Source organism: Candidatus Woesearchaeota archaeon, assembly GCA_020854775.1.
Lineage (GTDB): Archaea > Nanobdellota > Nanobdellia > Woesearchaeales > 21-14-0-10-32-9 > 21-14-0-10-32-9.
Genome location: JAHKLZ010000017.1, coordinates 39,847 through 60,641 on the forward strand (window position 1 = coordinate 39,847; position 20,795 = coordinate 60,641).

Genomic DNA, 20,795 nt, shown 5'->3' on the forward strand with positions numbered 1-20,795 from the left:
TTTTTAATCTTCAGGAGGTATTATCATGTTTTTTATTCTGTTAAATAAATCATTTTGAAAAAAATAATAATTAGTTATGATGTCTATGTTTATTATTTCTTCTCTTCCATCAACCATGACTTTCATCGTTACGTGTCGTCTATATTCTTGAGTTTTTTCATGTATCTTCGCGCGAAATATTTTTCTTAATAAGAAATATAAATTCACGTTATCAATGATTTGTTCATCTTCTTTGAAAATGCTTTTTATCAAGTTTCCTTTCTCTATAGGTGAGCCTGGCATTTCTTCTTTTGTCATCTTGTTTTCTACACAATACTTTATTAGTGCATCAAACATGTGATTGTAAGCATCTATCATTCTACTAATAGTATTTACGAATACGTCAGCTGTTCTAGTGTATTTCAAACTTACATATATTAAATGGTCTACTCTTTTTAATTCTTCTTTTGCATCACTTAAAGATTCTATCATTTTTACTTGTCACCTTGTACGTGTCTTCTACTAATAATTTTGTTTCTTTTATTAATGATTTTAAATCAGCAATTGTTAATGTTCTCATTTCATAAGTTTCAGAACACATTATGAATTTGTCTTTTCTAGGAAACTCCACACTACTCTCTTTATGAGCTTTTGATAAATCTGTTAAGGAATTTAATAATTTTAAGTGGGTATTGCTTAATTTGTACAAAGGCATAATTTTTTGTTTGAACAAATTAATTTTTACATCAATAGAATCGTGGTAAATAGGTATTCTTTTGAATAATCGTTCATATTCTAGCATGCTCGTTATTGCATTATCTCCTGCTTTTAGTAAAGTTTTAACAGCTGAAACTAAGATTTTAGGGTCTTTAAACATTGGGTAGCTCATAGTTATCATGTGGTCGGCGACTTGTATGTTTCTTTTTGCTTGTTCCCTAAGCTCCTGGTGTTTCTCCATTAGATTATAAGTGAATTCTTCTGTATATATAAATATTTGTAGTGTTTTTTTATTAAACTTTTTATTTTTTTAGTCTTTCATAAAAATTTATTCCTCTTAGAAATCCTTCTTCGTTTGGTAATTTATATGCAACATGTATGTGTTTTCCGTGTCCGGGTATTGATGCGCTACCACTATTTCCTACAGTTCCTATTATTTGACCTTTGAATATTATTTGTCCTGCGCTAACAGGAATATTTTCTTCTAAATGTGATATTAACATGTATCCTTTTTCTAGAGGGTTGTATATTATGAGTGCGTTTCCTGCTCTAGGTGTTAATCCTTTACCGTTCCAATCTGATATTTCTCTTCTTATAAATTGGCCTTCCCAATTATCTCCTGACGCTATTATTAATCCGTTAAATGGGGCTAAAACTTTGTTGCCTTCTTTTGTGAATAAATCTAAGGCTTCATGAACTCTTTTTCTATAACTATTTCTTGGCGCTGTGTAATATCCTTGTATCATTTCGTGCCATTCAATATTTTTGTTTATGTTTACGTTATTTAGTTCGAATAATAAATCGTATTTTTGTTCTAATTTTTTTCTTATTTCTTTACCTCTTTTCATGTCTTCTTTTGTTTTTTTATGTGTTTCTTCAAATCTTGGAGGTACTGCGTCATCTTCTATGTCTGAGTATATGTATCTGTAAAAGTCGTAGAAATTTGTTCCTATTGTTTTTTGATTATCTTCATATACATTTATATTTAAATAGTTCAGTGCTGAATGAATTTCGGATTCTAAATTGTGCGTTTTTAGTTCTTTAGAAACTTCGTTACTCGTTGTTGAATATTCGTATTTGTTCGCGTTATAACTATTTAATATGAAGTTCAAGGTTAAAATTGAAGGTATTGCTATTATTTTTAGGGTTTTTTTGAGTTTTTTCATTGATTTTTTTTTTAAAATAAAAAAACAAATATAAATGTTTTGCTACTTTATAATAGTCATGAAGGTTTTAAGTGTTTTTTTTAAAGCATAATTATTTAAAAAAGTCTTTGTTACTGTTGCTCATGATTATAGGCGTCGTAGGTAAAGCTAATGTTGGTAAAAGTACTTTTTTTAAGGCTAGTACTTTAGCAGATGTTGAGATTGCTAATTATCCTTTCGCAACTATTAAACCTAATTCGGGTATTGGGTTTGTTAAAATTGATTGTGCGGATTCTTTTTTTAGTAAGCAATGTAACCCTAGAGTTGGTTATTGTATTAATCATAAGCGTTTTGTTCCTGTTAACATGATTGACGTTGCAGGTCTTGTTCCTGGAGCTCATGAAGGTAAAGGTATGGGTCTTGAATTTTTAAATGATCTTAATCAAGCGGATTTACTCATTCATGTTATTGATGTTTCAGGTTCCACTAATGAAAAAGGCGAGCCGGTTCCTCCTGGTTCTCGTGATCCAGCAGAGGATGTTTTATTTTTAGAAAAAGAACTTGATTATTGGTATTTAAGCATTCTAAAAAAAGTATGGGATAAATTTTCTAGGTCTGTTACTCAAACTAATCAAGAAATTGATAAAGCGCTTAATAAGCAATTTTCGGGTTTGGGTAGTGATGAAGAAATGATTAAAAGCATCATTGTTGATACTAATTTAGCTGATAAAAAACTTCGGTTTTGGTCAGAGGATGATTTGTTATTATTTGCGTCTGAGCTTAGAAAAAAAACGAAGCCTATGATTGTGGCTGCTAATAAAATTGATGTTAAAGGAGCATTAAATAATTTTGAATCTTTGAAAAAGCGTTTTCCTGATACTCTTTTTGTTCCTTGTAGCGCGGAATCAGAGTTGGCTTTGAAGGAGGCTGCTAAACACAAATTGATTAATTATGTTCCAGGTAATAAGGAGTTTGAAATTATTGGTTCTTTAAGTGATAAGCAAAAGAAAGCTTTGGATTTTATTAAGGATAATGTGCTTATTCATGGTACTGGTGTTCAGGACGCGCTTAATAAAGCTGTTTTTGATGTTTTAGAATATATTCCTATTTTTCCAGGCGGCGTTAATAAATTAGAGGATCAGCATGGTAATGTTTTGCCTGATTGTTTTCTTTTAAAGAAAGGTAGTACCGCGCTTGATTTTGCTTTTAAGATTCATAGTGATTTTGGAAAGAATTTTATTCGTGCCATCGATGTTAAGACTAAGAGGACTGTTGGTAAAGAGCATGTTCTTAGTTTTGGTGACGTAGTAGAAATAATTAGTCATAAATAAGTCATAGCACGAAGTGTTTTATGAATAAAGCAATTGTTACGTATTTTATTGTTAATCCTAAGAATGAATATATTAGTACTTTTTTGAATTTATATCTTAGCATTCCAGCAACTGTTACTAGTAAAGGTGATGATAAGGGTAATACGTTAAACACGAAGATTGTTAAGTCACCATATTTCTCTATTTTATATTTTGATTTTTCGTATTTTTTTTGTCCTATTATTTTCTTTGTTACTTTATTGCTAAATATGTATCCTATGAAGTAATCAGTTGTTTGTGCTAATAGAGCCATCGTTACTGCGAAGAAACATATTGTTAAAGGGTCAAACCCTGCCATTATGAACTTTATAAACATTAGTTCTACAAAAGAAAGAATAAAAAAAAGATATCCTATGTATTGCACGACTATGAAGTATTTAAGAGTTAAGTTATCTGCTAAAGTATCCATTAAGGGTACAGTCACAAGTGTTATTCCTATCATTATGCCTATGCTAATTATGAGCAAAGGATAATATTTTTTTAACAAATACTTTAATCTTTGTAACATGTTGTTTACTTCTTTTATTGTATATCAATAACTTTTATTTTAAACGTTAAATTTTGTCCTGCTAAAGGATGGTTTAAATCTATTATTATGTTTTCTTCTTCTACGCCTGCAACTACTACTGGGAATTGTTGTCCGTCAGGCGCGGTAACTGCTAAAGTCATTCCTGGTTTTATTTCTCCAGGAATATTCATTTTTTCTCTTGGTATTTTTTGTTTTAATTCTTCATTTCTTTCTCCGTACGCATCTTCAGGTTTTATTGTTATTTCTTTTTCTTCATCTTTTTTCATACCTATTACTGCCGCGTCGAATCCTTTGATTACTTTTCCACTTCCTGCTTCGAATTCTAATGGTTCTCTTCCTTCTGAGGAATCAAATACTTGTCCATTATCTAATGTTCCTGTGTAGTGTATCTTGATTTTATTTCCTTTTTTTACTTCCATTTTTGTTTCATCTCCCCGAACAATTATTCTCACTTCTAAATTTTTTTTTTTTAGAATAAGAATCTTTTTGTCCTTTTTTAACCAAAATATGGCTTTTTTTATAAGTTTTTTGTCTTAAAAAGCATTATTATTTTAATTTTTTTAAAATGTTTAAAAAATGTTAATTAGCAAAACTGCTACTAAGTATCCTATGAAACATCCTGCGCTTATGAAAGGCATAGCAGGATAATATTTGTCTTTTTTTCCGTACAAAAACAATAATAAAAGTGATGCTCCTGCGAAGCCAGATATTATTAGTGAATAAGCAATCGCTGTCGCGCTTGAATAACCTTGTTGTAGCATAAAAACTAAGAAAGTTGAAGCAAATATTAAGGGAAATGCTAAGTCTCCTCCTCCTAGTATGCCTATTCTTATTTCTTTTTTTGTTTGTTTCATAATTTTTTTATTTGATTTTTTGTTTGTTTCAGTTTTTTTGTTTATTTTTCCTGTTTTGACATTGTAAGAAAGTGCTAGTCCTGGAAATAAGTTCGCGTCTTTCGCGAATTTCGCCATGGTTATCATGTGTTTACTTTTCCAAACGGCGTAAGCATCGTACGCGCTGACTATTATTAGTAATGTGAATGCATAAAAAACGTTTAATAATGGAACTAATAATAAAGCGATTCCTGGATAAACAAATAATTCTGTGAAGTTATGTATTAAGAAATTAGGTTTGTATATTTTCCAAGCGCCTAGTATTATTGCTATGATCCACGCAACGAAATGATTAAACATAACTCCTAGGGATATGCTCATAGTTATTATTGTAGCGAAGAAAAACCAGTGCTTCCACCATTTGACTTTTTTAAACTTTGATAGTAGAAGAAGAAGTATTGTTCCTATTGTCACACCTAGTATTATTGTTATAATTGTTTCTGAGCCTTCTATTTCAGGTCTTTCTCCTACTGTTGTGTTGCTAAATATCACTTCTGTTTTTTCTATTTCTTTTGTTTCTTCATTTACTATTTTTATGACTTCTGATCCTTGATTAACTATTAGCAAGCCTATTATTTGTGATACTAAGAATAAAACCATGAATATTATTAGTACTTGTTGTGAATGCTTCATAATTCTTGTTTCTTGTTGCTTTATTTATATTATTATTCATTTTTGTCGTAAAATATTTAAAAAGAAGAATATTGTATTTATTTCATGGTGAGATTGTTGACTAAGACTTATTTGTTAATTTTGGTTTTTGCTATGCTTCTTATTAGTGGTTGTACTAAATATGTTTGTTATGATGGTTCTGTTGAGCGCGATGAAGATAAGTGTCCTTTGGTTGTGGAGCCTAAGATTTTGCAGAGGCAAGCTGAAACAGCTGTTGATACTTATTCCGCGGCTTATGCTTCGGCTCTAGGTTCTAGGCATAGCAGGGTTAATACTTATAAAGTAGGGGGTGATTGGCACTCCGAAATTTTATTTACTAATATAAGAACTGGTACTGTTAATCATGTTACTTTCAAGATTGATGGTGTTACTTCATCTGTTAGTTGTTTTGAAGGTTGTGATTATTTAAAAAAGGAAGAAGTCGTTGTTGAAGATATTAATAATGTGACTGGTATTGATGCTGGTTACACTTTGTATTGAGGTTTTAAGAGGTTATTTATGGCTAAATTCATAGCTGTGCTTGGTGGAAAAGGAGGAGTTGGTAGAACGACTCACGCGATTAATCTTGGTTTGTCTTTGGTTAATGAAGGTGAGGATGTTATTGTTATTGATGGTAATTTTGATTCTCCTTCTCTTGGTTTTCATCTTGGTGAAGCGTTTTATCCTGTTACTCTTCATGACGTCATGCATGATAATAAAGCGTTGATTAAAGCAATTCACGAGCACGAATCTGGTTTAAAGATTATTCCTGCTGATTTTTCTATTTATTCTAATAATGTTAATTATGATTCTTTGTTTAAGCACTTGCAAGATTTGCATTTATTTGCTGATTACATAATAGTTGATGGTTCTGCAGGTCTTAGTCATAATACGTCTCAGTTGTTAAGGCTTTGTGATGAAGTCTTTATTGTTACGGGTCCTGATCGTGCTTCTTTGATGGAATCAAAGAGAGTTCTTGATTTGGCTAAGAAGATGAATAAGATAATTACTGGTTTGGTTGTTAATAAGTACAAAGAGGGTAAGTATTTTGTTCATAAGGAAGACATTCAGAGTTTCTTAGGTATGCCTGCGCTTAGTGTTATCCCTGAGGATTTTAGGTTTTTTAGGTCTATGCATGAGAAGAAGCCTTATGTTTATATGTTTCCAGGTAAGAAGATTGCTAAGCAGTATCGTGATTTGGCTAAGAGGCTTAGTATTAAGAACTAATTTTTTTTGGGGGGGTTAGTTATGAATTGTGATATTTGTGGTAGTAAAGGAGAGCTTTTTAATGTTGAAATGGAAGGTTCTAAATTAGTTGCGTGTGATAAGTGCGCTGTTTATGGTAAGAAAATTAATAAAGTGGTTGTTAATGATGAACCTGTTATTAATTTTCGTGAATCTAAAAAATTTGTTAAGGCTGATGAACCTGTTATTTTAGTTGTTGATAATTATAATTCTTTGATTAAGAATAAGCGTGAAAAGCTTGGGTTGAAACAGGAGGATCTTGCAAAGTCTATTAATGAGAAAGAGTCTTTGATTCAGCAAATAGAAAATAAGAAAATTGAGCCTAGTTTTAAGGTGGCTGAGAAGCTTGAAAAGCGTCTTGGTTTAATATTATTAGAAAATTATAAGGAATCTGTTTCGGGTCAGCAATCTTTGAAGGATCAAGGTCCTGTCACTCTTGGTGATTTGATTCAGTTTAAAACTAGGAAGAAGAAATAATTGTGTTTAGTGATTTTTTATGAGGTACATGCTTATTATTGGGAGGTTTCAGCCGTTTCATTCTGGTCATCTTGCTATTATTAAGAAGTATCATCATAAGGGTTTCTTTGTTAAAATAATTATTGGGTCTATTCATAAGGCGCATCAGCGTGATGATCCTTTCACTGTTGATGAGCGCGTGGAGATGATTCGTAGAAGCCTTGATGAAATAGGTGTTGTTAATTACGAAGTTTTTTTTGTTCCGGATGTTCCTGATGATGCTGAATGGGTTAGTATCGTTAAGAAGAAAGCGGGCAAGTTCGATGTTTTGTTCACGGGTAATCCTTGGGTTAAAAAACTTTTTAGGAAAGAAGATGTTGAGCTTCATGAATATGATGAGCGTTTTGATAGGATTAAAGGTATTAAGGCTAAAGATATAAGGATGAATCTTCTTAATTCTAAGAGTAGGAAGGGTTTGCCTTTGGCTGTTTTTAATTATCTTAAGATTATTAGTGCTTTTGATCGTTTAAAGGAGATGCATGATTCTAGGAAGAAAGTTCATTATTTGCTTAATACTAATAAATTAACTATTAGTACAGCTGAGAGTTGTACTGGTGGGGCTATTAGTAGGGCTTTGATTAGTTATTCTGGTTCTTCTAATTTTTTTAAGGGAGGGGTTGTTGCTTATTCTCCTAAGATTAAAAAAAGTGTTCTTGGTGTTAATGAAAGAACTATTTTGAAAAAAGGTGTTGTTAGTGAGGAAACCGCGGTTGAGATGGCTCTTGGTGCTCTTCAATTATTTGATTCTGATTACGCCGTGGGTACTACTGGTTACGCTGATCCTTCTGATAAGGAGTCGGGTAAGGTTTTTATTGCTGTTGCGAATAAGCGCGAGGCTTTTGTTAAAGAATTTTTTTTTAAGTTTAAAGACAGAAATAAGATAATTGATAAGGCGTCTTCTGAAGCTGTGAAATTAATTTATGAATTGTTAAGAAAGGATTTGTTCGAGTAATTTTTTAGTAATGTTTTTATATTCTTCTTTTCTTTTTTGTTATTAGGTGAATTAGTTGCGTAGATCAAGTGTTATTCCCACAGTTTTTTCTCATAATAAGAAAGAGTTTTGTTCTAGGTTGGATTCTTTATTAAAGGTTTCTAAGAATTTACAAGTTGATTTCATGGATGGTTCTTTTGTTTCTTCTAAATCCGTGCTTCCAAGACACGTTCCTGTTCTTTCTAAGTTCAGTAATATTTTTGAAGCTCACTTAATGGTTAGTGATCCTGAAAAGTTTTGGACTAAAATTAGAAGTAAGGGTTTTAAGAAAATAATTTTTCACTTGGAATCTTTTGAGGATAAAAATGATGCTTTGATTTTTTTTAATAAATTAAAGAAACAAAAAATTAGGCCTGTTCTTGCTGTTAATCCTGGGACTGTTTTATCTAAGGAATTAGTTAGAGGTTTTGATTTCTTTTTAGTTATGGGTGTTCATCCTGGTAAGGAAAAACAAAGTCTTATTCCTTCGACTTTTTCTAGGATTAAGTTTATTAAGAGTGTTAATCCTTCTGCTAAGGTGCAAGTTGATGGCGGAGTTAATCCTGGTAATTCCAGTAAATTATTTAAAGCAGGTGCTGATTATATTAATTCAGGTTCGTACATAAGTGATAATGAAGATCCTGAAAAGGCTTTGTTAAGTTTATTAAATTAAAAAAGAGAGGTTGTTTTTTTTGGTTGCGCGTATTCATGGTTTAAAATTTGTTGCTAACACGCTTAGGCATGATGTTATTAATATGTTAACTGAGTCTAAATCTGGTCACACTGCGGGTCCTCTTGGTTTGGCTGATATTTTTGCGGCGTTATATTTTGATTTTTTAAATGTTAATCCTAAGAATCCTTTGGATGAGAATCGTGATTTTTTAGTTCTTAGTAATGGTCATGTTTGCCCTATTCTTTATGCGGCTCTTGCTAATAAGGGTTTTTTTGATAAGGATGAATTGTTTAGTCTTAGAAAGTTTGGGTCTAGGCTTCAGGGTCATCCTCATAGGTTTTCTTTGCCTGGTTTAGAATCTTCTTCTGGTCCTCTTGGTTCTGGTCTTGGTCAGGCTTCGGGTATGGCTTTGGTTTTAAAGCGTGAAGATAAGTCTAATAGGGTTGTTTGTGTTTGTTCTGATGGTGAGCATCAAGAGGGTAATCATTGGGAATCAGTTTTGTTTTGTGTTAAGTATGAATTGAATAATTTAGTGGTTATTGTTGATAGGAATAGGATTCAGATTGATGGTAGCACCGAAGAAATTATGCCTTTGAAGTCTTTGAAGGAAAAATATTTGTCTTTTGGTTGGGGCGTCATTGAGATTAATGGTAATAACATGGATCAGGTTGTTCATGCTCTTGATAAATCTAAGCATCATAGAAAGGGTCCTTTGGTTATTGTTGCTAATACTGTTCCTGGTAAAGGTGTTAGTTTCATGGAGAATAATTATGAGTGGCATGGTAAGACTCCTAGTAAAGATGAGGCTGAGAAAGCTCTTTTTGAGTTGAGTAAGAGGAGGGTTGCTTAATGATTAGGAAGTCTTTTTTTTCTAGTCCTGAATTTGATTCTACTCGTAGAGGTTTTGGTAAGGGGTTGTTGAGACTTGGTTCTTTGTTTAATGATGTTTGGGTTTTAACTGCTGATCTTGGGGGTTCTACTTGTGTTAATAACTTCAAGGATTCTTTTCCTGATAGATTCGTTCAAGTTGGTGTGGCTGAGCAGAACCTTGTTTGTGTCGCTTCAGGTATTGCTTCTATGAATAAGGTTGTTTTTGCTTCTTCTTTTGCGATGTTTAGTCCTGGTAGGAATTGGGAGCAGATTCGTACTACTATTGCGTATAATGATCAACCAGTAATAGTTGTGGGTTCTCATACGGGTTTGGGTGTTGGTGAGGATGGTGCTACTCATCAGGCTCTTGAAGATGTTGCTTTGATGAGGGTTATTCCTAACATGGTAGTTGTGGTTCCTTGTGATGCTTTGCAGGCTGAGAAAGCCGTTTTTTCTTTGTATAAAAGAAGGGGTCCGTCTTATTTGAGGTTGAATCGTCAGAAGTCTCCTTTGATTACTACTGCGTCTAGTTCTTTTAAGTTAGGAAGTGCTCAAGTATTGGTTGATGGTAAGGACTTAGTAATTTTTGGTTGTGGTCCTATTCTCGTTGAAGCTATTAAAGCGTCTGTTATTTTAAAAAATAAGGGTTTCAGTGTGGCTGTTGTTAATATTCACACGATTAAACCTTTGGATGAGGAATCCGTTGTTAAATTTGCTAATAAGTGTGGTTGCTTCTTGGTTGTTGAGGATCATCAAATCAGTGGAGGTCTTGGTTCTGCTATTTCTGAGGTTTTAATTAGGTCTAAGCCTGTTAAAGGTGACTTCGTTGGGATTAATGATGAGTTTGGTGAGTCAGGCGATTTTAATGATTTGTTTTGGAAGCATGGTTTGAATTCTGAAAGAATTGTTACTAAGGCTTTGAAGTTATTAAGAAATAAAAAAAATGTTAAAAGAGTTGTTAAGAAATCATTTTCTAAAAAGAAAGTTGTTAAAAAAAGCGCTAAGAGATTTGTTAAACATAAATAACTTTTGCTTGTTTAATAAAATTTATTAATGAGCTAATCTTGTTGTTGTTTGTTTAGGTGTTTTTCGTGGTTAAAAAATTATTGGTTGGGGACGTTGGAGGTACTAATACTTTTCTCGGAGTCATTCAGGGTTCTGATTTGTTAAAGGTTAAGGAATTTAAAACTAAGAACGTTGTTATATATGAGGAGTTGTCTAATTTTCTTGATGAGTACGACGTTAAGGGTGTTAGTTTAGCTGTTGCGGGTCCTGTTATTAATGGGAGGGTTAGTCTTAGTAATGTTGATAAAATTATTTCTTCTAAGAAATTATCTGATTTGGTTAAGCAAGATGTTTTGTTGCTTAATGATTTTGAAGCTCTTGGTTTCTTTGTTAAGGACAAAACTAGTAAGGGCTTGGTGATTGGTGCGGGTACTGGTTTGGGTAAAGTAGTTGTTTCTGATAAAGTCATGGGTACTGAAGGAGGAGGTGTTGATTTTCCTTTTTTTTCTGGTGAAGAAAATATTAAGGATTTTTTTTCTAAGAAGTTAAAGCGTCATCCTAGTTATGAGGACTTAGTTTCGGGTAGGGGTTTGAGCATGCTTAAACAGTACTATGTTAAGAAGAACAGGGTTTTGAGTAATAATTTTTCTCCTAGTGATATTTTTTCTAATAATAAGGATGTTGTTAATAAAAAAGTTATTAAAGATTTTTCTAAGTTTTATGGTCGTTTCGTTAAGAATTCTTCTTTAGAGTTGTTGCCTGATAAAGTTTTTATTGCTGGAGGAATTGCTAGGAAGAATCCTGAAATAATTAAGTCAGAAGAATTTTTGAATGAGTTGTCTGTTTTGTCTAAGAAGCCTCGTGTTTCTTTGATTAAGGATAAATATGCGGGTTTGAAAGGTGCGGCTTCTGCTTTTTTTCATAAAAATATTTAAAAAGAAAAGGTTCTTTGTTAGTATTGTGTTTTTATTAAGAGGTTTTTACAGTGAAATTATTTTTAGATAGTGCGGTTTTGTCTGAAGTCGAGGAGGCTTTCTCTTGGGGCGTCGTGGAAGGTGTTACTACTAATCCTTCTTTGCTTAAGAAGGCCGTTGAGAAAAATCAAGGTGATTTAGAATTATATATTAGGTCTATTCTTAAAGCGGCTAAGCCTTTTCCTGTTAGTTTAGAAGTTACTAAGTCTAATGTTGAGGAAGTTGTTGCTGAGGCTAAGGCTTTGTTTAAGATGTTTAATCATACTGCGAGGAATGTTTGTATTAAGATTCCTATTTGTTTGTCTGATGATGAAGATTCTTTGCTTTCTGGTTTGAAATCCATTTCTGAGGTTTCTAAGTTAAAGATTCCTGTTAATGCAACTCTTATTTTTACTCCTGAGCAAGCTTTATTGGCTGCTAAGGCTGGCGCGAAGTTTGTTAGTCCTTTTGTTGGTCGTTTGGATGATTTCATTAGGGATTCTGCTAGTGTTAAGTATTCTAAGGATGATTATTTTCCTGCTGAAGGTCTTAGTAGTAAAGGCGTAGTTCTTAATGATGAAGGTATTGTTTCTGGTGTTGATTTGGTTCGTAGGTGTTCTTTGATTATTAAGAAGCATGGTTTGAGCACAGAGGTTATTGCTGCGTCTATTAGGAATCCTCGTCAAGTACGGGAGTGTGCTGAGGCTGGTGCTCACATTGCTACTTTGCCTTTTTCTGTTATTAAGAAATTAGTTGTTCACAAAAAAACTTTTGAAGGCGTAAAGAAGTTCTCAGAGGATACTGTTAAGGAATATGAGGGTTTAACTAAAAAATGAAGTTCGTAAAAGATTATTCGTCTAAGTATTCAAGTGTTGATGAGAAAAAACTTTTAGATTTTATTTCTGTTATTAAAGAGGATTTGTTTAAGAATTATGATTCTGATTTTTCTTCTTTGCTTCTTCCTCAGGATGAGAATATTTTAAGGGATGTTTCTGTTCTTGTTAAGAAAAAAAAGAAGTTTTCTGATTTGATAGTTATAGGTATAGGTGGTTCTAATCTTGGCGCTTTAGCTATTCTTGAAGCTGTTAAGGGTAAGAATTATTTATTGATTAATAACAAAAAAGTTTTTTTTGCTGACACGGTTGATTCTGATAATATTAACAACATTTTAAGTATTTGTAAAAAGAAAAATTTCTTGTTAGTTTTTATTAGTAAGTCTGGTACTACGACTGAGTCTGTTGCTAACTTCGAAGTTTTACTTAGTAAGATTCCATTAAAGCAGAGGAAGGAAAGAGTTGTTACTATTAGTGATGAGGGTTCTGCTTTATCTGTTCTTGCGGATAAGAAAGGTTTTGATTCTTTGTTTATTCCTAAGAAGGTTGGTGGTAGGTTCTCTGTTTTTAGTTCGGTTGGTTTGTTTCCTTTATTATTCGCAGGTATTAATGTTAAGGAATTGCTTCGTGGTGCTAATGATTCTTTGAAGAGTTTTGATAAGACTAATTTTGCTTATTTAGGTGCTTTGGATATTTATACTAATTACAAAAAAAATAAAGTTATTAATGACTTGTTTTTATTTAGTAATGATTTAGAATCTTTAGGTAAGTGGTTTCGTCAATTAATGGGTGAAAGCATAGGTAAGAAGTTTTCTGTTTCTGGTAAAAAAGTTTTTGCAGGTATTACTCCTACTGTTTCAGTTGGTAGTACTGATTTGCATTCTGTTGGTCAGCTTTATCTTGGGGGTCCTAGGGATAAATTTACTAGTTTTGTTAGTTTAAAGAATCAGTCTAAATTAATAATTCCTAAGAATAAAGATGGGATTCTTAAACATATTCAAGGATTAAGCTTTCAAGAAGTCATGGATGCTATCTTAAAAGGTACTTTGTCCGCTTTTAAATTAAACAAGTTACCTTTTAATCATTATGTTTTAGAAAAAAAGTCTGAGTACGAAATTGGTTTTTTTATGCAAACGAAGATGCTTGAAATAATTCTTCTTGCTCACTTAATAGGTGTTAATCCTTTTGATCAACCTAGCGTTGAAGATTATAAAAAAGAAACTCGTAAATTGCTTCAATGAATCATTTTTTTCTTGATAATTCATATGCTATCATTATTAGTATCGTGAATGCTGCGCCTGCTAAGAACCATGGCGCTATAATCATACCTGTTGTTGGTTCACTAATAGTTGCGTCCATTACTCTCATGGCTGGTTCTGCGAGCATATCTGTTTCTGTTGTCATAACCATGTCTGTTACTTGAAAGCTACCTGATAACATTTTTTGTCTTGGAAACAAATTCATTATTTTTTCCCAGTTGCTTTCTAATAAGTATATTAGTCCTCCTGTGAAAGCTGTGAATAAAGTTATTGGTAAAAAATTTCTTAATTTATCCATCACTGTTTTATCTTCTTTAGGAGCGATGATTATGTATTTGTTTGCTAATCCGTAATGTACGACTTCTTTTCCTTTTTCTGAATAGTGATATTCGTCACTTGTTACTAAATTATTATCTTTTAATTGTTTTAAGTTATAATGAACGGTGCTCATGGCCATTCCTAGTTTCTTCGAGATTTCTGTAGCGGTCGCTCGTTCATTGTTTGATAAGTAGTCTAAGATTTTTCTACAAGTATCATTATTTAGTACTTGAGTCATCTTTTTGACTTTGTCTTCTTTTAAAGACATTAAAACGAATGAATTAGTTGTCATTTTAGCTTTGTTAATATTCAGGGATTTAAATACTTTAAGATAAGTTCTATTTTGTTAGAACTCTTTTTTTTTTATTCGTGTTTTTCGAAGAATTTTTTTATTTCGTTTTCGTACATCATTGTTTGTTTAATGTTCCAAGTTATGGGGAAGCACCTATAATAATTATTCCATGAGTATCTTTCATCTAAGAATATTATTACGCCTTTGTCTGTTTCGCTTCTTATGCATCGCCCCGCGCTTTGTAGTGTTTTGTTGAAAGCAGGGAATAAGTATCCGTAGTCCCATCCTTTTCCGAATTTTTTATCGTAATAATCTATTAGTGCTTTTGTTTCTAAGTCTGGTTTTTGTAATGGTAATCCTACGATTATGACTCCTTTCAAGTAATCTCCTGGTAAATCTATTCCTTCTCCGAAACTCCCTGTTATTACACCTAATAGTGCTGCGCCTTCGTCTTTGTATTTTTTGAAGTTTTCTAGTAATTCTTCTTTTTCGTGTTTCGCCATTCCTGAGTGTTCTAAGAAAATGGTTTTGTTACAATCTTTCATGTATGTGTAAGCTGAATCTCTTAGTTTGAAGCTGGGAAAAAATACTGCGCTGTTACCAGGTATGTTGTTTATCATCTTAGTAACGGTTTCTCCTATTTCTTTGTATTGTTCTTCGTTCCTAGTCGCGTATTTAGTTGATGTTTTTGGAACTATCATGTTTATTTTGTTATTTTCAGGAAAAGGATTTTTTAGAACTAATTCTTCTGTTCTGTTTTTTTCAAATCCTAAGATGTCTAAGTACATATTAGTAGGATTAAGTGTCCCTGACATTAGTATTGTTGAATGAGCAAAAGGTAGTACTTGTTTCGCTATTATTGAGGGATCTAAGCATTTATAGTTAAGAACTAATATGTCTTCTTTGAATCCTTTAACGATGGAGAATATCCTTGTGTAACCTTCATCGTTGTTTAACCATTCATTTAAGAAACTCGCTATTGCTCCTAAATAAGATTGTTTTTTTTCTTTTCTTATTTCATCAGCTGCTTCTTCTAAGTCCTCTATTAGTTCTTCATAATTAGTTATTTTGTCTACTCTGTCTACGAAGTCATTCCTTTCGATGTATATTTCTTCTTTTTTCTTTGAATAATCAGATAGTATTCCTTGTATTTCTCTTAATGAAACAAATAAGTTATTTGCTTTTATTTCTTGAGCTTCACTCATTGCTCTTTTTAATGATATGCTTGTTAATCTTTGGCTTGCCAAATCAGTTATTCTAGTGGGTAAGTTGTGAGCTTCATCAACTATTATTATGGCGTCTTCTAATTCTTTATTGGTTTTTCTAAGGAATGAATCCCTTATTTTTGGGTGGAACAAATAATAATAATCTGTTACTATTATGTTTGATTTTTTTCCTATGTTCATTGATACTTCGTAAGGACACAATCCGTGTTTTTTTGATGTATTTATGACTTTATGAGTTGAACAAGGACTCTTATTGATTAGTTCGGAAGTAGCGGTTTTTGATTCGAATGATTGTTCTTCTCCACTTTTTAATTTAGAATAATAATCACATCTTTTATCTTCTCTTAACATTTTGCAGTATTCCGCGAAGTCTTTCGTGCTCATATTATCTACGCCTTCTTGTAAGCACATATGTTTTTTTCCTACTATGTCTACGCAAATTATTTTTTCGTTGTATTTCTCATTTATTATTTCAACTGTTTCTAGAGCTATTAAGTGTTGAGTATGCATGGAAGTTAGAAAAAAAACTGTTTTTCCTGATTCAACAGCTTTTTTTAATGCGGGACTTATGCTAGCAGCGGTTTTTCCTAGTCCTGTTGGTGCGTGTGCTATCAAGTTATGTCCTGACGTGACTGCGTGATTAACTGCTTTTATTAATATGTCTTGTACTCCTCTTATGTTTTCGTATGGGAAGAAATCTTTGTTTTTTTCTTTTTGTTTAATCATTTTGTTATTTTTTTGAATTCTTATTTAATATTTAAATGGTTGCCTTTCATTTTTTATTGCTTTTTTTTGGTTTTAAAAACTTGTTCTTCGTGAGTGTCCAGTGTTTTATTAAGAAAAACAAAAACTCTTTTAAAAAGTAGTTGTTTCTCTTATTTTTATGCGTAATAGAATCATTGTTGTTAAAAAGGATCGTTGTAACCCTGTGGGGTGCGGTGATTATTTGTGTATGAGAGTCAGTCCTAGTAATAGGGCTGGTAAAGAAGCTATTGTTAAAGATGATGATGGCAAAGTCAGAATTAATGAGTCAGTAATTACTGACGCGGATAGGATAGCTGTTAATAAATGTCCTTTTCAGGCTTTAAGCATGATTAATCTTCCTGAAGCTCTTAATCAAGACCCTATTCACAGATTTTTACCTAATGGTTTTTCTTTGTACAAATTACCCATTCCTATTTTTGGAAAAGTCGTAGGTATTATTGGTAGGAACGGTGTTGGTAAATCTACTGCTATGAATGTTTTAGCAGGCTTACTAAAACCTAACTTCGGTGTTAAGGATAAAGAAGCTAGTTACAAGGACTTAATTGAGCGTTTTAAAGGCACAGAGGCTCAGGTTTTTTTTGAAAAACTAGAATCTGGCGAAATAAAAGTTGCGTATAAGCCTCAGCAAGTAGATCTGATTCCTAAACAATTTAAAGGGTCTGTTAGGGATTTGTTGAATAAAGTTAATGAAACTGATAAATTAGATGAAATAGTTGATGTTCTTGAATTGTCAAAGATTCTTGAGAGTGATGTTTCTAAGATTAGTGGTGGTGAGCTTCAACGCGTCGCTATAGCTGCTACTGTTTTGAAGAAAGCAAATCTTTACTTATTTGACGAACCAACGTCTTACCTTGATATTAAGCAAAGAATTAAGATTAGTAAATTCATTAAGAGCTTAGCTGTTGAAGACGTCGCCGTATTAGTCATTGAGCACGACATCATCATCTTGGATTATTTAGCTGATTTGATTCATTTAATGTATGGTGTAGAAGGAGAATATGGTATTACTAGTTTGGCTAAGTCTACTAAAGCAGGAATTAATATTTACTTAGATGGTTATATTCGTGATGAGAATATGCGTTTTAGGAATCATAAAATAGTGTTTGATGATAGTCCTGATGAGAAAGTCGCTTCTGAGACTCATCTGACTTCTTGGAGGAACTTAAAGTATGATGTTGGTCGTTTCTCTTTAAATGTTAATCAAGGAGAAATTATGCGTAGAGACGTCATAGGAGTTCTTGGAGAGAACGGTATTGGTAAAACTACTTTTGCGCGTCTTATCACTGGCGAAATAAAAGTTGATGAGCAAGTCTTAGAAGAATTAAGAATCTCTTATAAGCCTCAATACTTGTTTAAAAGCGATGAATTAGTCATGGTTTATCTGCGTGACGCTTTGAAGTTTGATACTCAAATAATTAGTCCTTTACAAATTAAGTCCTTATTAAATAAGAAATTATCAGAGTTATCTGGTGGTGAGCTTCAGCGCGTTTCTATTGCTAAATGCTTAAGTGAAGACGCAGATCTATATGTTTTGGACGAGCCTAGCGCGTACTTAGACGTTGAGCAACGTCTTAGCATGTCTAAAATCATAGGTGAATTAATGTCTCATTCAGGTAGAGCTGCTTTGATTATTGATCACGACTTATTATTCCTAGATTATTTATCTAAGAAACTCTTAATTTTTGACGGTGTACCTGCGATTAGCGGTAAAACACTAGGTCCTCTCAGCATGGGTCAAGGTATGAATCATTTTCTTAAAGAGCTAAACATCACTTTTCGTAGAGACGAAGAATCAGGTCGTCCTAGGATTAACAAGCCTGACAGTCAAAAAGATAAGGAGCAAAAAGCTAGTGGGGCTTTGTATTATTTGAAATGAACAAAAGATTAATTAATTTTTTAACTGTTTTCTTAGTCGTTTTCATATTAGTTCTAGGAATCCCTTCATTTTTATCATTGAACCCTTTCATTTATTTTAACGAAGCTAAAAAAACAAATATTGTATTTGATGACTTTGAATATTTATACGAAAACGTTCACGGATTTTTATTACTAAGAAATTCTTTATCAGATAATTTCACAATTGATGAAAATAATCACATGCAAGACGTTCGATTACTTATTAACACACTAAAAATTTTTTCGTTCATTTTCATAATGGTTTTAGCAAGCACACTCTTTTTAATTAACAAAATAAAAGGCACCAAAAAAAGAAAAACAGAACTAACCAATTTTTTTAATAATCTAAAAAAAGGCGGATTCATAAGCCTATCATTTTTAATATTCTTAACCATTATTGTTTTCATAAATTTTTCTTTTTCATTCGACGCGTTCCACAGAATATTTTTCCCACAAGGAAACTGGCTTTTCTCAGCGGATAGCTTATTAATAACTTTGTTCCCCCAAACATTCTTCTTAAACATGGCCAAGAAAATATTCATCACGAACACATTATTCATCTCACTACTAATTCTAATCATTCATTTATTAGAGAACCAAAATAAATATTGAACGAAGTGAGTGTAAAATTAAGAAAAAGAAAATATTATTTTAAAGAATCAATTAATTTTTGAGTTGTAATTAAAGGCCCGATAACTGTTTTGAACCGTTCACAATTTCTTTCATGCCATTCTTGTTTTTCAGTTGTTGAAGCATCAGTTACTAAATATGGTTGAATTCTTCTATATGCAGCATCAACCGCACTAAAATAAACACAAACTCCTGAATAAACGCCCGTAAAATATATTTCATCGATGTTATTATTTTTACAATATTGTTCTAATTCAGTTTGAAAAAAAGCACTATATTCTGACTTTTCAATTTTAATTGAATACTTTGATTTTGTAACTTCTTGAATTAATTCCTTTTTTTCAGGCTCATCTGCAAATTCATCACCCCATAATTTTAACATAACAGGATTTTTTTCAGAATTAGATTTTCCAGTTACAACAATAATTGGTAATTTGTGTTTATTAAATTCTTCAATTAATTTGACTTGATTAGAAATTATTTCTTTAGGATTGTAAATATTTAAAGTATTGCCTTTAATCATATCAATAATTATTAATGCTTTAACCATGATACTATTTGAATAATTGAATCTTTATTAATTTATCGAAGTCTTTTCTTTTTCTATGTTCTCTAATATAAATGTCTTATAACATCAGGGATATACGAAGTTTTTTTTGGAACGAAGTGAAATAAAAATTTGGGTGAGCGAAGTGCAACGAGCGAACCCTTTAAGCCTTGTTAAATCCGCCGACGACTGAAAGGAGGAGAGCGCGGCGTGCCCGAGCCGTAGGCGAAGGAGTTTTTGTGCCTATATTAAAATATTGCCTGCATTGTTCTTGCCACTCGTTTTTACCGAAACATTTATATAGTTTAATGAATATATATTCATAACTAAATGTGGAGGTAAAGTAAAATGCCAAATAAAGACGGAACAGGACCAGAAGAAAAAGGACCTAGAACAGGAAGACAGATGGGAAATTGCGAAGGAGCAAAACCTACTGGTAGAGGTTTAGGACCGCGCGGAAGTGGAATGCGAAGAGGTTTGGGAAGAAGATTTGTAAACAAAGCTCCAAACAACAAGGATTAAGAATGCCACGACCATGCAAGAGAAGAAGAGTTGGATGTCGACCAAATTCTTCTTATTTTAAACCCGCAGGAATACGAAAAGTCGAATTAGAGGAATCTGTTTTAGCTGTTGATGAATTTGAAGCTGTGAGATTAAAAGATTATTTAAATTTAGATCAAAATGAATGTTCTGAAAAGATGAATATCTCACAGCCAACTTTTCATAGATTAATCTTGTCCGCTAGAAAAAAAATTGCTGATGCTATTGTAAATGGCAAAGCAATAAAGATTGAGGGTGGCAATTTCATATTTGAAGAACATCATGGAAGAAATAGTTGTGGCAGGCACAAGCAATAGGCACAAAAATTGGATTTAACATCAGGATTTAGAGAAGTTTTTGCGACAGCAAAAATTTGGGTGGAAGAAACTGCAAGTTTCTGGAACCTCTAAATCCTTGTTAGTTGCGTCTTTTCGTAGAAAAGACCGAGGGATAGCTGCAAACGGTTTTTTGCGAAGCAAAAAAATCCCGAAGAGTTATTATTATGTGCGTTAATCAATAATTTTTAAAGAATCAGACATAATTAGACTTGCAGACCTATGATTCATGCTCCTTGGGTTGCTCATACGAACTCCCCATCCTCTTTTAATATAGGGAATTAGTTCTTCAACCGAATCCACAACCACATAATTTTTTTCGAATCTATCAGGACTAGTGATAAATTTATTCTCTCTCCTTGGATGCCTATGAGGGTATAATTCAATGCCTTGTTCTGGTCCCGATTTGACATAAGCTATAAGATTAACCATATTATTGAAAATATTGTTTTATACTTAAATAATTTTTTATATTAGCCCATAATAATAATTGCAACTAACATCAGGATTTAGAGAAGTTTTCGGAACGAAGTGGAAGAAAAATTTGGGAAAATTCAGCAAGAATTTTCCTCTAAATCCTTGTTAAATGAGGGTGAGCGAAGCGAAAGGCTGCAAGCCGTCCCCGAGGATTTGCGAAG

At 32.5% G+C, this 20,795-nt stretch carries 25 protein-coding genes; 15 read left to right on the forward strand and 10 right to left on the reverse strand.

Annotated features, from left to right (window positions below; all coding sequences use genetic code 11):
* Nucleotides 1-3: 3 nt before the first annotated feature.
* The 3 genes from KO361_03500 to KO361_03510 all read right to left on the reverse strand — a co-directional run bounded on the left by KO361_03500 (nucleotide 4) and on the right by KO361_03510 (nucleotide 1,862).
* The gene (locus KO361_03500) at nucleotides 4-471 is read right to left on the reverse strand and encodes a hypothetical protein (GenBank protein ID MCC7574631.1); all 468 of its coding nucleotides are present in this window, start codon (nucleotides 469-471) and stop codon (nucleotides 4-6) included.
* Nucleotides 452-937 (reverse strand): hypothetical protein, encoded by a 486-nt coding sequence (locus KO361_03505; GenBank protein MCC7574632.1) that lies wholly within the window; start codon nucleotides 935-937, stop codon nucleotides 452-454. The genes KO361_03500 and KO361_03505 overlap by 20 nt, the downstream gene beginning before the upstream one ends.
* Nucleotides 938-998: 61 nt before the next feature.
* The gene (locus KO361_03510; GenBank protein MCC7574633.1) at nucleotides 999-1,862 is read right to left on the reverse strand and encodes a M23 family metallopeptidase; all 864 of its coding nucleotides are present in this window, start codon (nucleotides 1,860-1,862) and stop codon (nucleotides 999-1,001) included.
* 122 nt (nucleotides 1,863-1,984) lie between these two features.
* On the opposite strand from KO361_03510, the gene KO361_03515 reads away from it, so the two are divergent.
* Nucleotides 1,985-3,172 (forward strand): redox-regulated ATPase YchF, encoded by a 1,188-nt coding sequence (locus KO361_03515; GenBank protein ID MCC7574634.1) that lies wholly within the window; start codon nucleotides 1,985-1,987, stop codon nucleotides 3,170-3,172.
* 1 nt (nucleotide 3,173) lies between these two features.
* On the opposite strand, the gene KO361_03520 is transcribed toward KO361_03515, so the two are convergent.
* From KO361_03520 to KO361_03530, 3 genes are all read right to left on the reverse strand, one after another.
* Nucleotides 3,174-3,719, reverse strand: a complete 546-nt coding sequence (locus KO361_03520; protein ID MCC7574635.1) for a VTT domain-containing protein — start codon at nucleotides 3,717-3,719, stop codon at nucleotides 3,174-3,176.
* A gap of 14 nt (nucleotides 3,720-3,733) precedes the next feature.
* The gene (locus tag KO361_03525; GenBank protein ID MCC7574636.1) at nucleotides 3,734-4,159 is read right to left on the reverse strand and encodes a peptidylprolyl isomerase; all 426 of its coding nucleotides are present in this window, start codon (nucleotides 4,157-4,159) and stop codon (nucleotides 3,734-3,736) included.
* Between the two features lie 150 nt (nucleotides 4,160-4,309).
* The gene (locus KO361_03530; protein ID MCC7574637.1) at nucleotides 4,310-5,266 is read right to left on the reverse strand and encodes a hypothetical protein; all 957 of its coding nucleotides are present in this window, start codon (nucleotides 5,264-5,266) and stop codon (nucleotides 4,310-4,312) included.
* Nucleotides 5,267-5,350: 84 nt separating this feature from the next.
* Here KO361_03530 and KO361_03535 point away from each other — a divergent pair, with 84 nt between their 5' ends.
* The 10 genes from KO361_03535 to KO361_03580 all read left to right on the forward strand — a co-directional run bounded on the left by KO361_03535 (nucleotide 5,351) and on the right by KO361_03580 (nucleotide 13,590).
* Complete coding sequence (locus KO361_03535) at nucleotides 5,351-5,785, forward strand: hypothetical protein (protein ID MCC7574638.1); 435 nt, start codon at nucleotides 5,351-5,353, stop codon at nucleotides 5,783-5,785.
* A gap of 18 nt (nucleotides 5,786-5,803) precedes the next feature.
* Nucleotides 5,804-6,511: a P-loop NTPase gene (locus KO361_03540; protein MCC7574639.1), complete on the forward strand. Its 708-nt coding sequence runs from the start codon at nucleotides 5,804-5,806 to the stop codon at nucleotides 6,509-6,511.
* 21 nt (nucleotides 6,512-6,532) lie between these two features.
* Entirely contained in the window at nucleotides 6,533-7,006 is a 474-nt protein-coding gene (locus KO361_03545) for a TIGR00270 family protein (GenBank protein MCC7574640.1), read from the forward strand.
* Between the two features lie 19 nt (nucleotides 7,007-7,025).
* The gene (locus KO361_03550) at nucleotides 7,026-7,997 is read left to right on the forward strand and encodes a nicotinamide-nucleotide amidohydrolase family protein (protein ID MCC7574641.1); all 972 of its coding nucleotides are present in this window, start codon (nucleotides 7,026-7,028) and stop codon (nucleotides 7,995-7,997) included.
* 55 nt (nucleotides 7,998-8,052) lie between these two features.
* On the forward strand, nucleotides 8,053-8,688 hold the full coding sequence (locus KO361_03555; GenBank protein MCC7574642.1) for a hypothetical protein: 636 nt from the start codon (nucleotides 8,053-8,055) through the stop codon (nucleotides 8,686-8,688).
* Between the two features lie 82 nt (nucleotides 8,689-8,770).
* On the forward strand, nucleotides 8,771-9,538 hold the full coding sequence (locus KO361_03560; GenBank protein ID MCC7574643.1) for a transketolase: 768 nt from the start codon (nucleotides 8,771-8,773) through the stop codon (nucleotides 9,536-9,538).
* The gene (locus KO361_03565; protein MCC7574644.1) at nucleotides 9,538-10,584 is read left to right on the forward strand and encodes a transketolase family protein; all 1,047 of its coding nucleotides are present in this window, start codon (nucleotides 9,538-9,540) and stop codon (nucleotides 10,582-10,584) included. The genes KO361_03560 and KO361_03565 overlap by 1 nt, the downstream gene beginning before the upstream one ends.
* A gap of 65 nt (nucleotides 10,585-10,649) precedes the next feature.
* Complete coding sequence (locus tag KO361_03570) at nucleotides 10,650-11,498, forward strand: glucokinase (GenBank protein ID MCC7574645.1); 849 nt, start codon at nucleotides 10,650-10,652, stop codon at nucleotides 11,496-11,498.
* Between the two features lie 50 nt (nucleotides 11,499-11,548).
* On the forward strand, nucleotides 11,549-12,352 hold the full coding sequence (locus KO361_03575; protein MCC7574646.1) for a transaldolase: 804 nt from the start codon (nucleotides 11,549-11,551) through the stop codon (nucleotides 12,350-12,352).
* Nucleotides 12,349-13,590 (forward strand): hypothetical protein, encoded by a 1,242-nt coding sequence (locus tag KO361_03580; GenBank protein ID MCC7574647.1) that lies wholly within the window; start codon nucleotides 12,349-12,351, stop codon nucleotides 13,588-13,590. The genes KO361_03575 and KO361_03580 overlap by 4 nt, the downstream gene beginning before the upstream one ends.
* A gap of 1 nt (nucleotide 13,591) precedes the next feature.
* On the opposite strand, the gene KO361_03585 is transcribed toward KO361_03580, so the two are convergent.
* Both KO361_03585 and KO361_03590 read right to left on the reverse strand, forming a co-directional pair.
* Nucleotides 13,592-14,218 carry a winged helix-turn-helix domain-containing protein gene (locus tag KO361_03585; GenBank protein ID MCC7574648.1) on the reverse strand — a complete coding sequence of 209 codons (627 nt, stop codon included), beginning with the start codon at nucleotides 14,216-14,218 and terminating at the stop codon, nucleotides 13,592-13,594.
* 71 nt (nucleotides 14,219-14,289) lie between these two features.
* Nucleotides 14,290-16,170 carry an ATP-dependent DNA helicase gene (locus tag KO361_03590; protein ID MCC7574649.1) on the reverse strand — a complete coding sequence of 627 codons (1,881 nt, stop codon included), beginning with the start codon at nucleotides 16,168-16,170 and terminating at the stop codon, nucleotides 14,290-14,292.
* Between the two features lie 157 nt (nucleotides 16,171-16,327).
* Between KO361_03590 and KO361_03595 the strand changes: the two genes are divergently transcribed.
* Both KO361_03595 and KO361_03600 read left to right on the forward strand, forming a co-directional pair.
* Complete coding sequence (locus KO361_03595; GenBank protein MCC7574650.1) at nucleotides 16,328-18,085, forward strand: ribosome biogenesis/translation initiation ATPase RLI; 1,758 nt, start codon at nucleotides 16,328-16,330, stop codon at nucleotides 18,083-18,085.
* Entirely contained in the window at nucleotides 18,082-18,717 is a 636-nt protein-coding gene (locus KO361_03600; GenBank protein MCC7574651.1) for a DUF1461 domain-containing protein, read from the forward strand. The genes KO361_03595 and KO361_03600 overlap by 4 nt, the downstream gene beginning before the upstream one ends.
* A 34-nt stretch (nucleotides 18,718-18,751) precedes the next feature.
* On the opposite strand, the gene KO361_03605 is transcribed toward KO361_03600, so the two are convergent.
* Complete coding sequence (locus KO361_03605) at nucleotides 18,752-19,285, reverse strand: cysteine hydrolase (protein MCC7574652.1); 534 nt, start codon at nucleotides 19,283-19,285, stop codon at nucleotides 18,752-18,754.
* Nucleotides 19,286-19,630: 345 nt separating this feature from the next.
* Here KO361_03605 and KO361_03610 point away from each other — a divergent pair, with 345 nt between their 5' ends.
* Both KO361_03610 and KO361_03615 read left to right on the forward strand, forming a co-directional pair.
* Nucleotides 19,631-19,804 (forward strand): DUF5320 domain-containing protein, encoded by a 174-nt coding sequence (locus KO361_03610; GenBank protein MCC7574653.1) that lies wholly within the window; start codon nucleotides 19,631-19,633, stop codon nucleotides 19,802-19,804.
* 2 nt (nucleotides 19,805-19,806) lie between these two features.
* Nucleotides 19,807-20,139: a DUF134 domain-containing protein gene (locus tag KO361_03615; protein MCC7574654.1), complete on the forward strand. Its 333-nt coding sequence runs from the start codon at nucleotides 19,807-19,809 to the stop codon at nucleotides 20,137-20,139.
* 192 nt (nucleotides 20,140-20,331) lie between these two features.
* Here the strand turns inward: KO361_03615 and KO361_03620 are convergent, their stop codons facing one another.
* Nucleotides 20,332-20,589: a hypothetical protein gene (locus tag KO361_03620; protein MCC7574655.1), complete on the reverse strand. Its 258-nt coding sequence runs from the start codon at nucleotides 20,587-20,589 to the stop codon at nucleotides 20,332-20,334.
* Nucleotides 20,590-20,795: the final 206 nt, after the last annotated feature.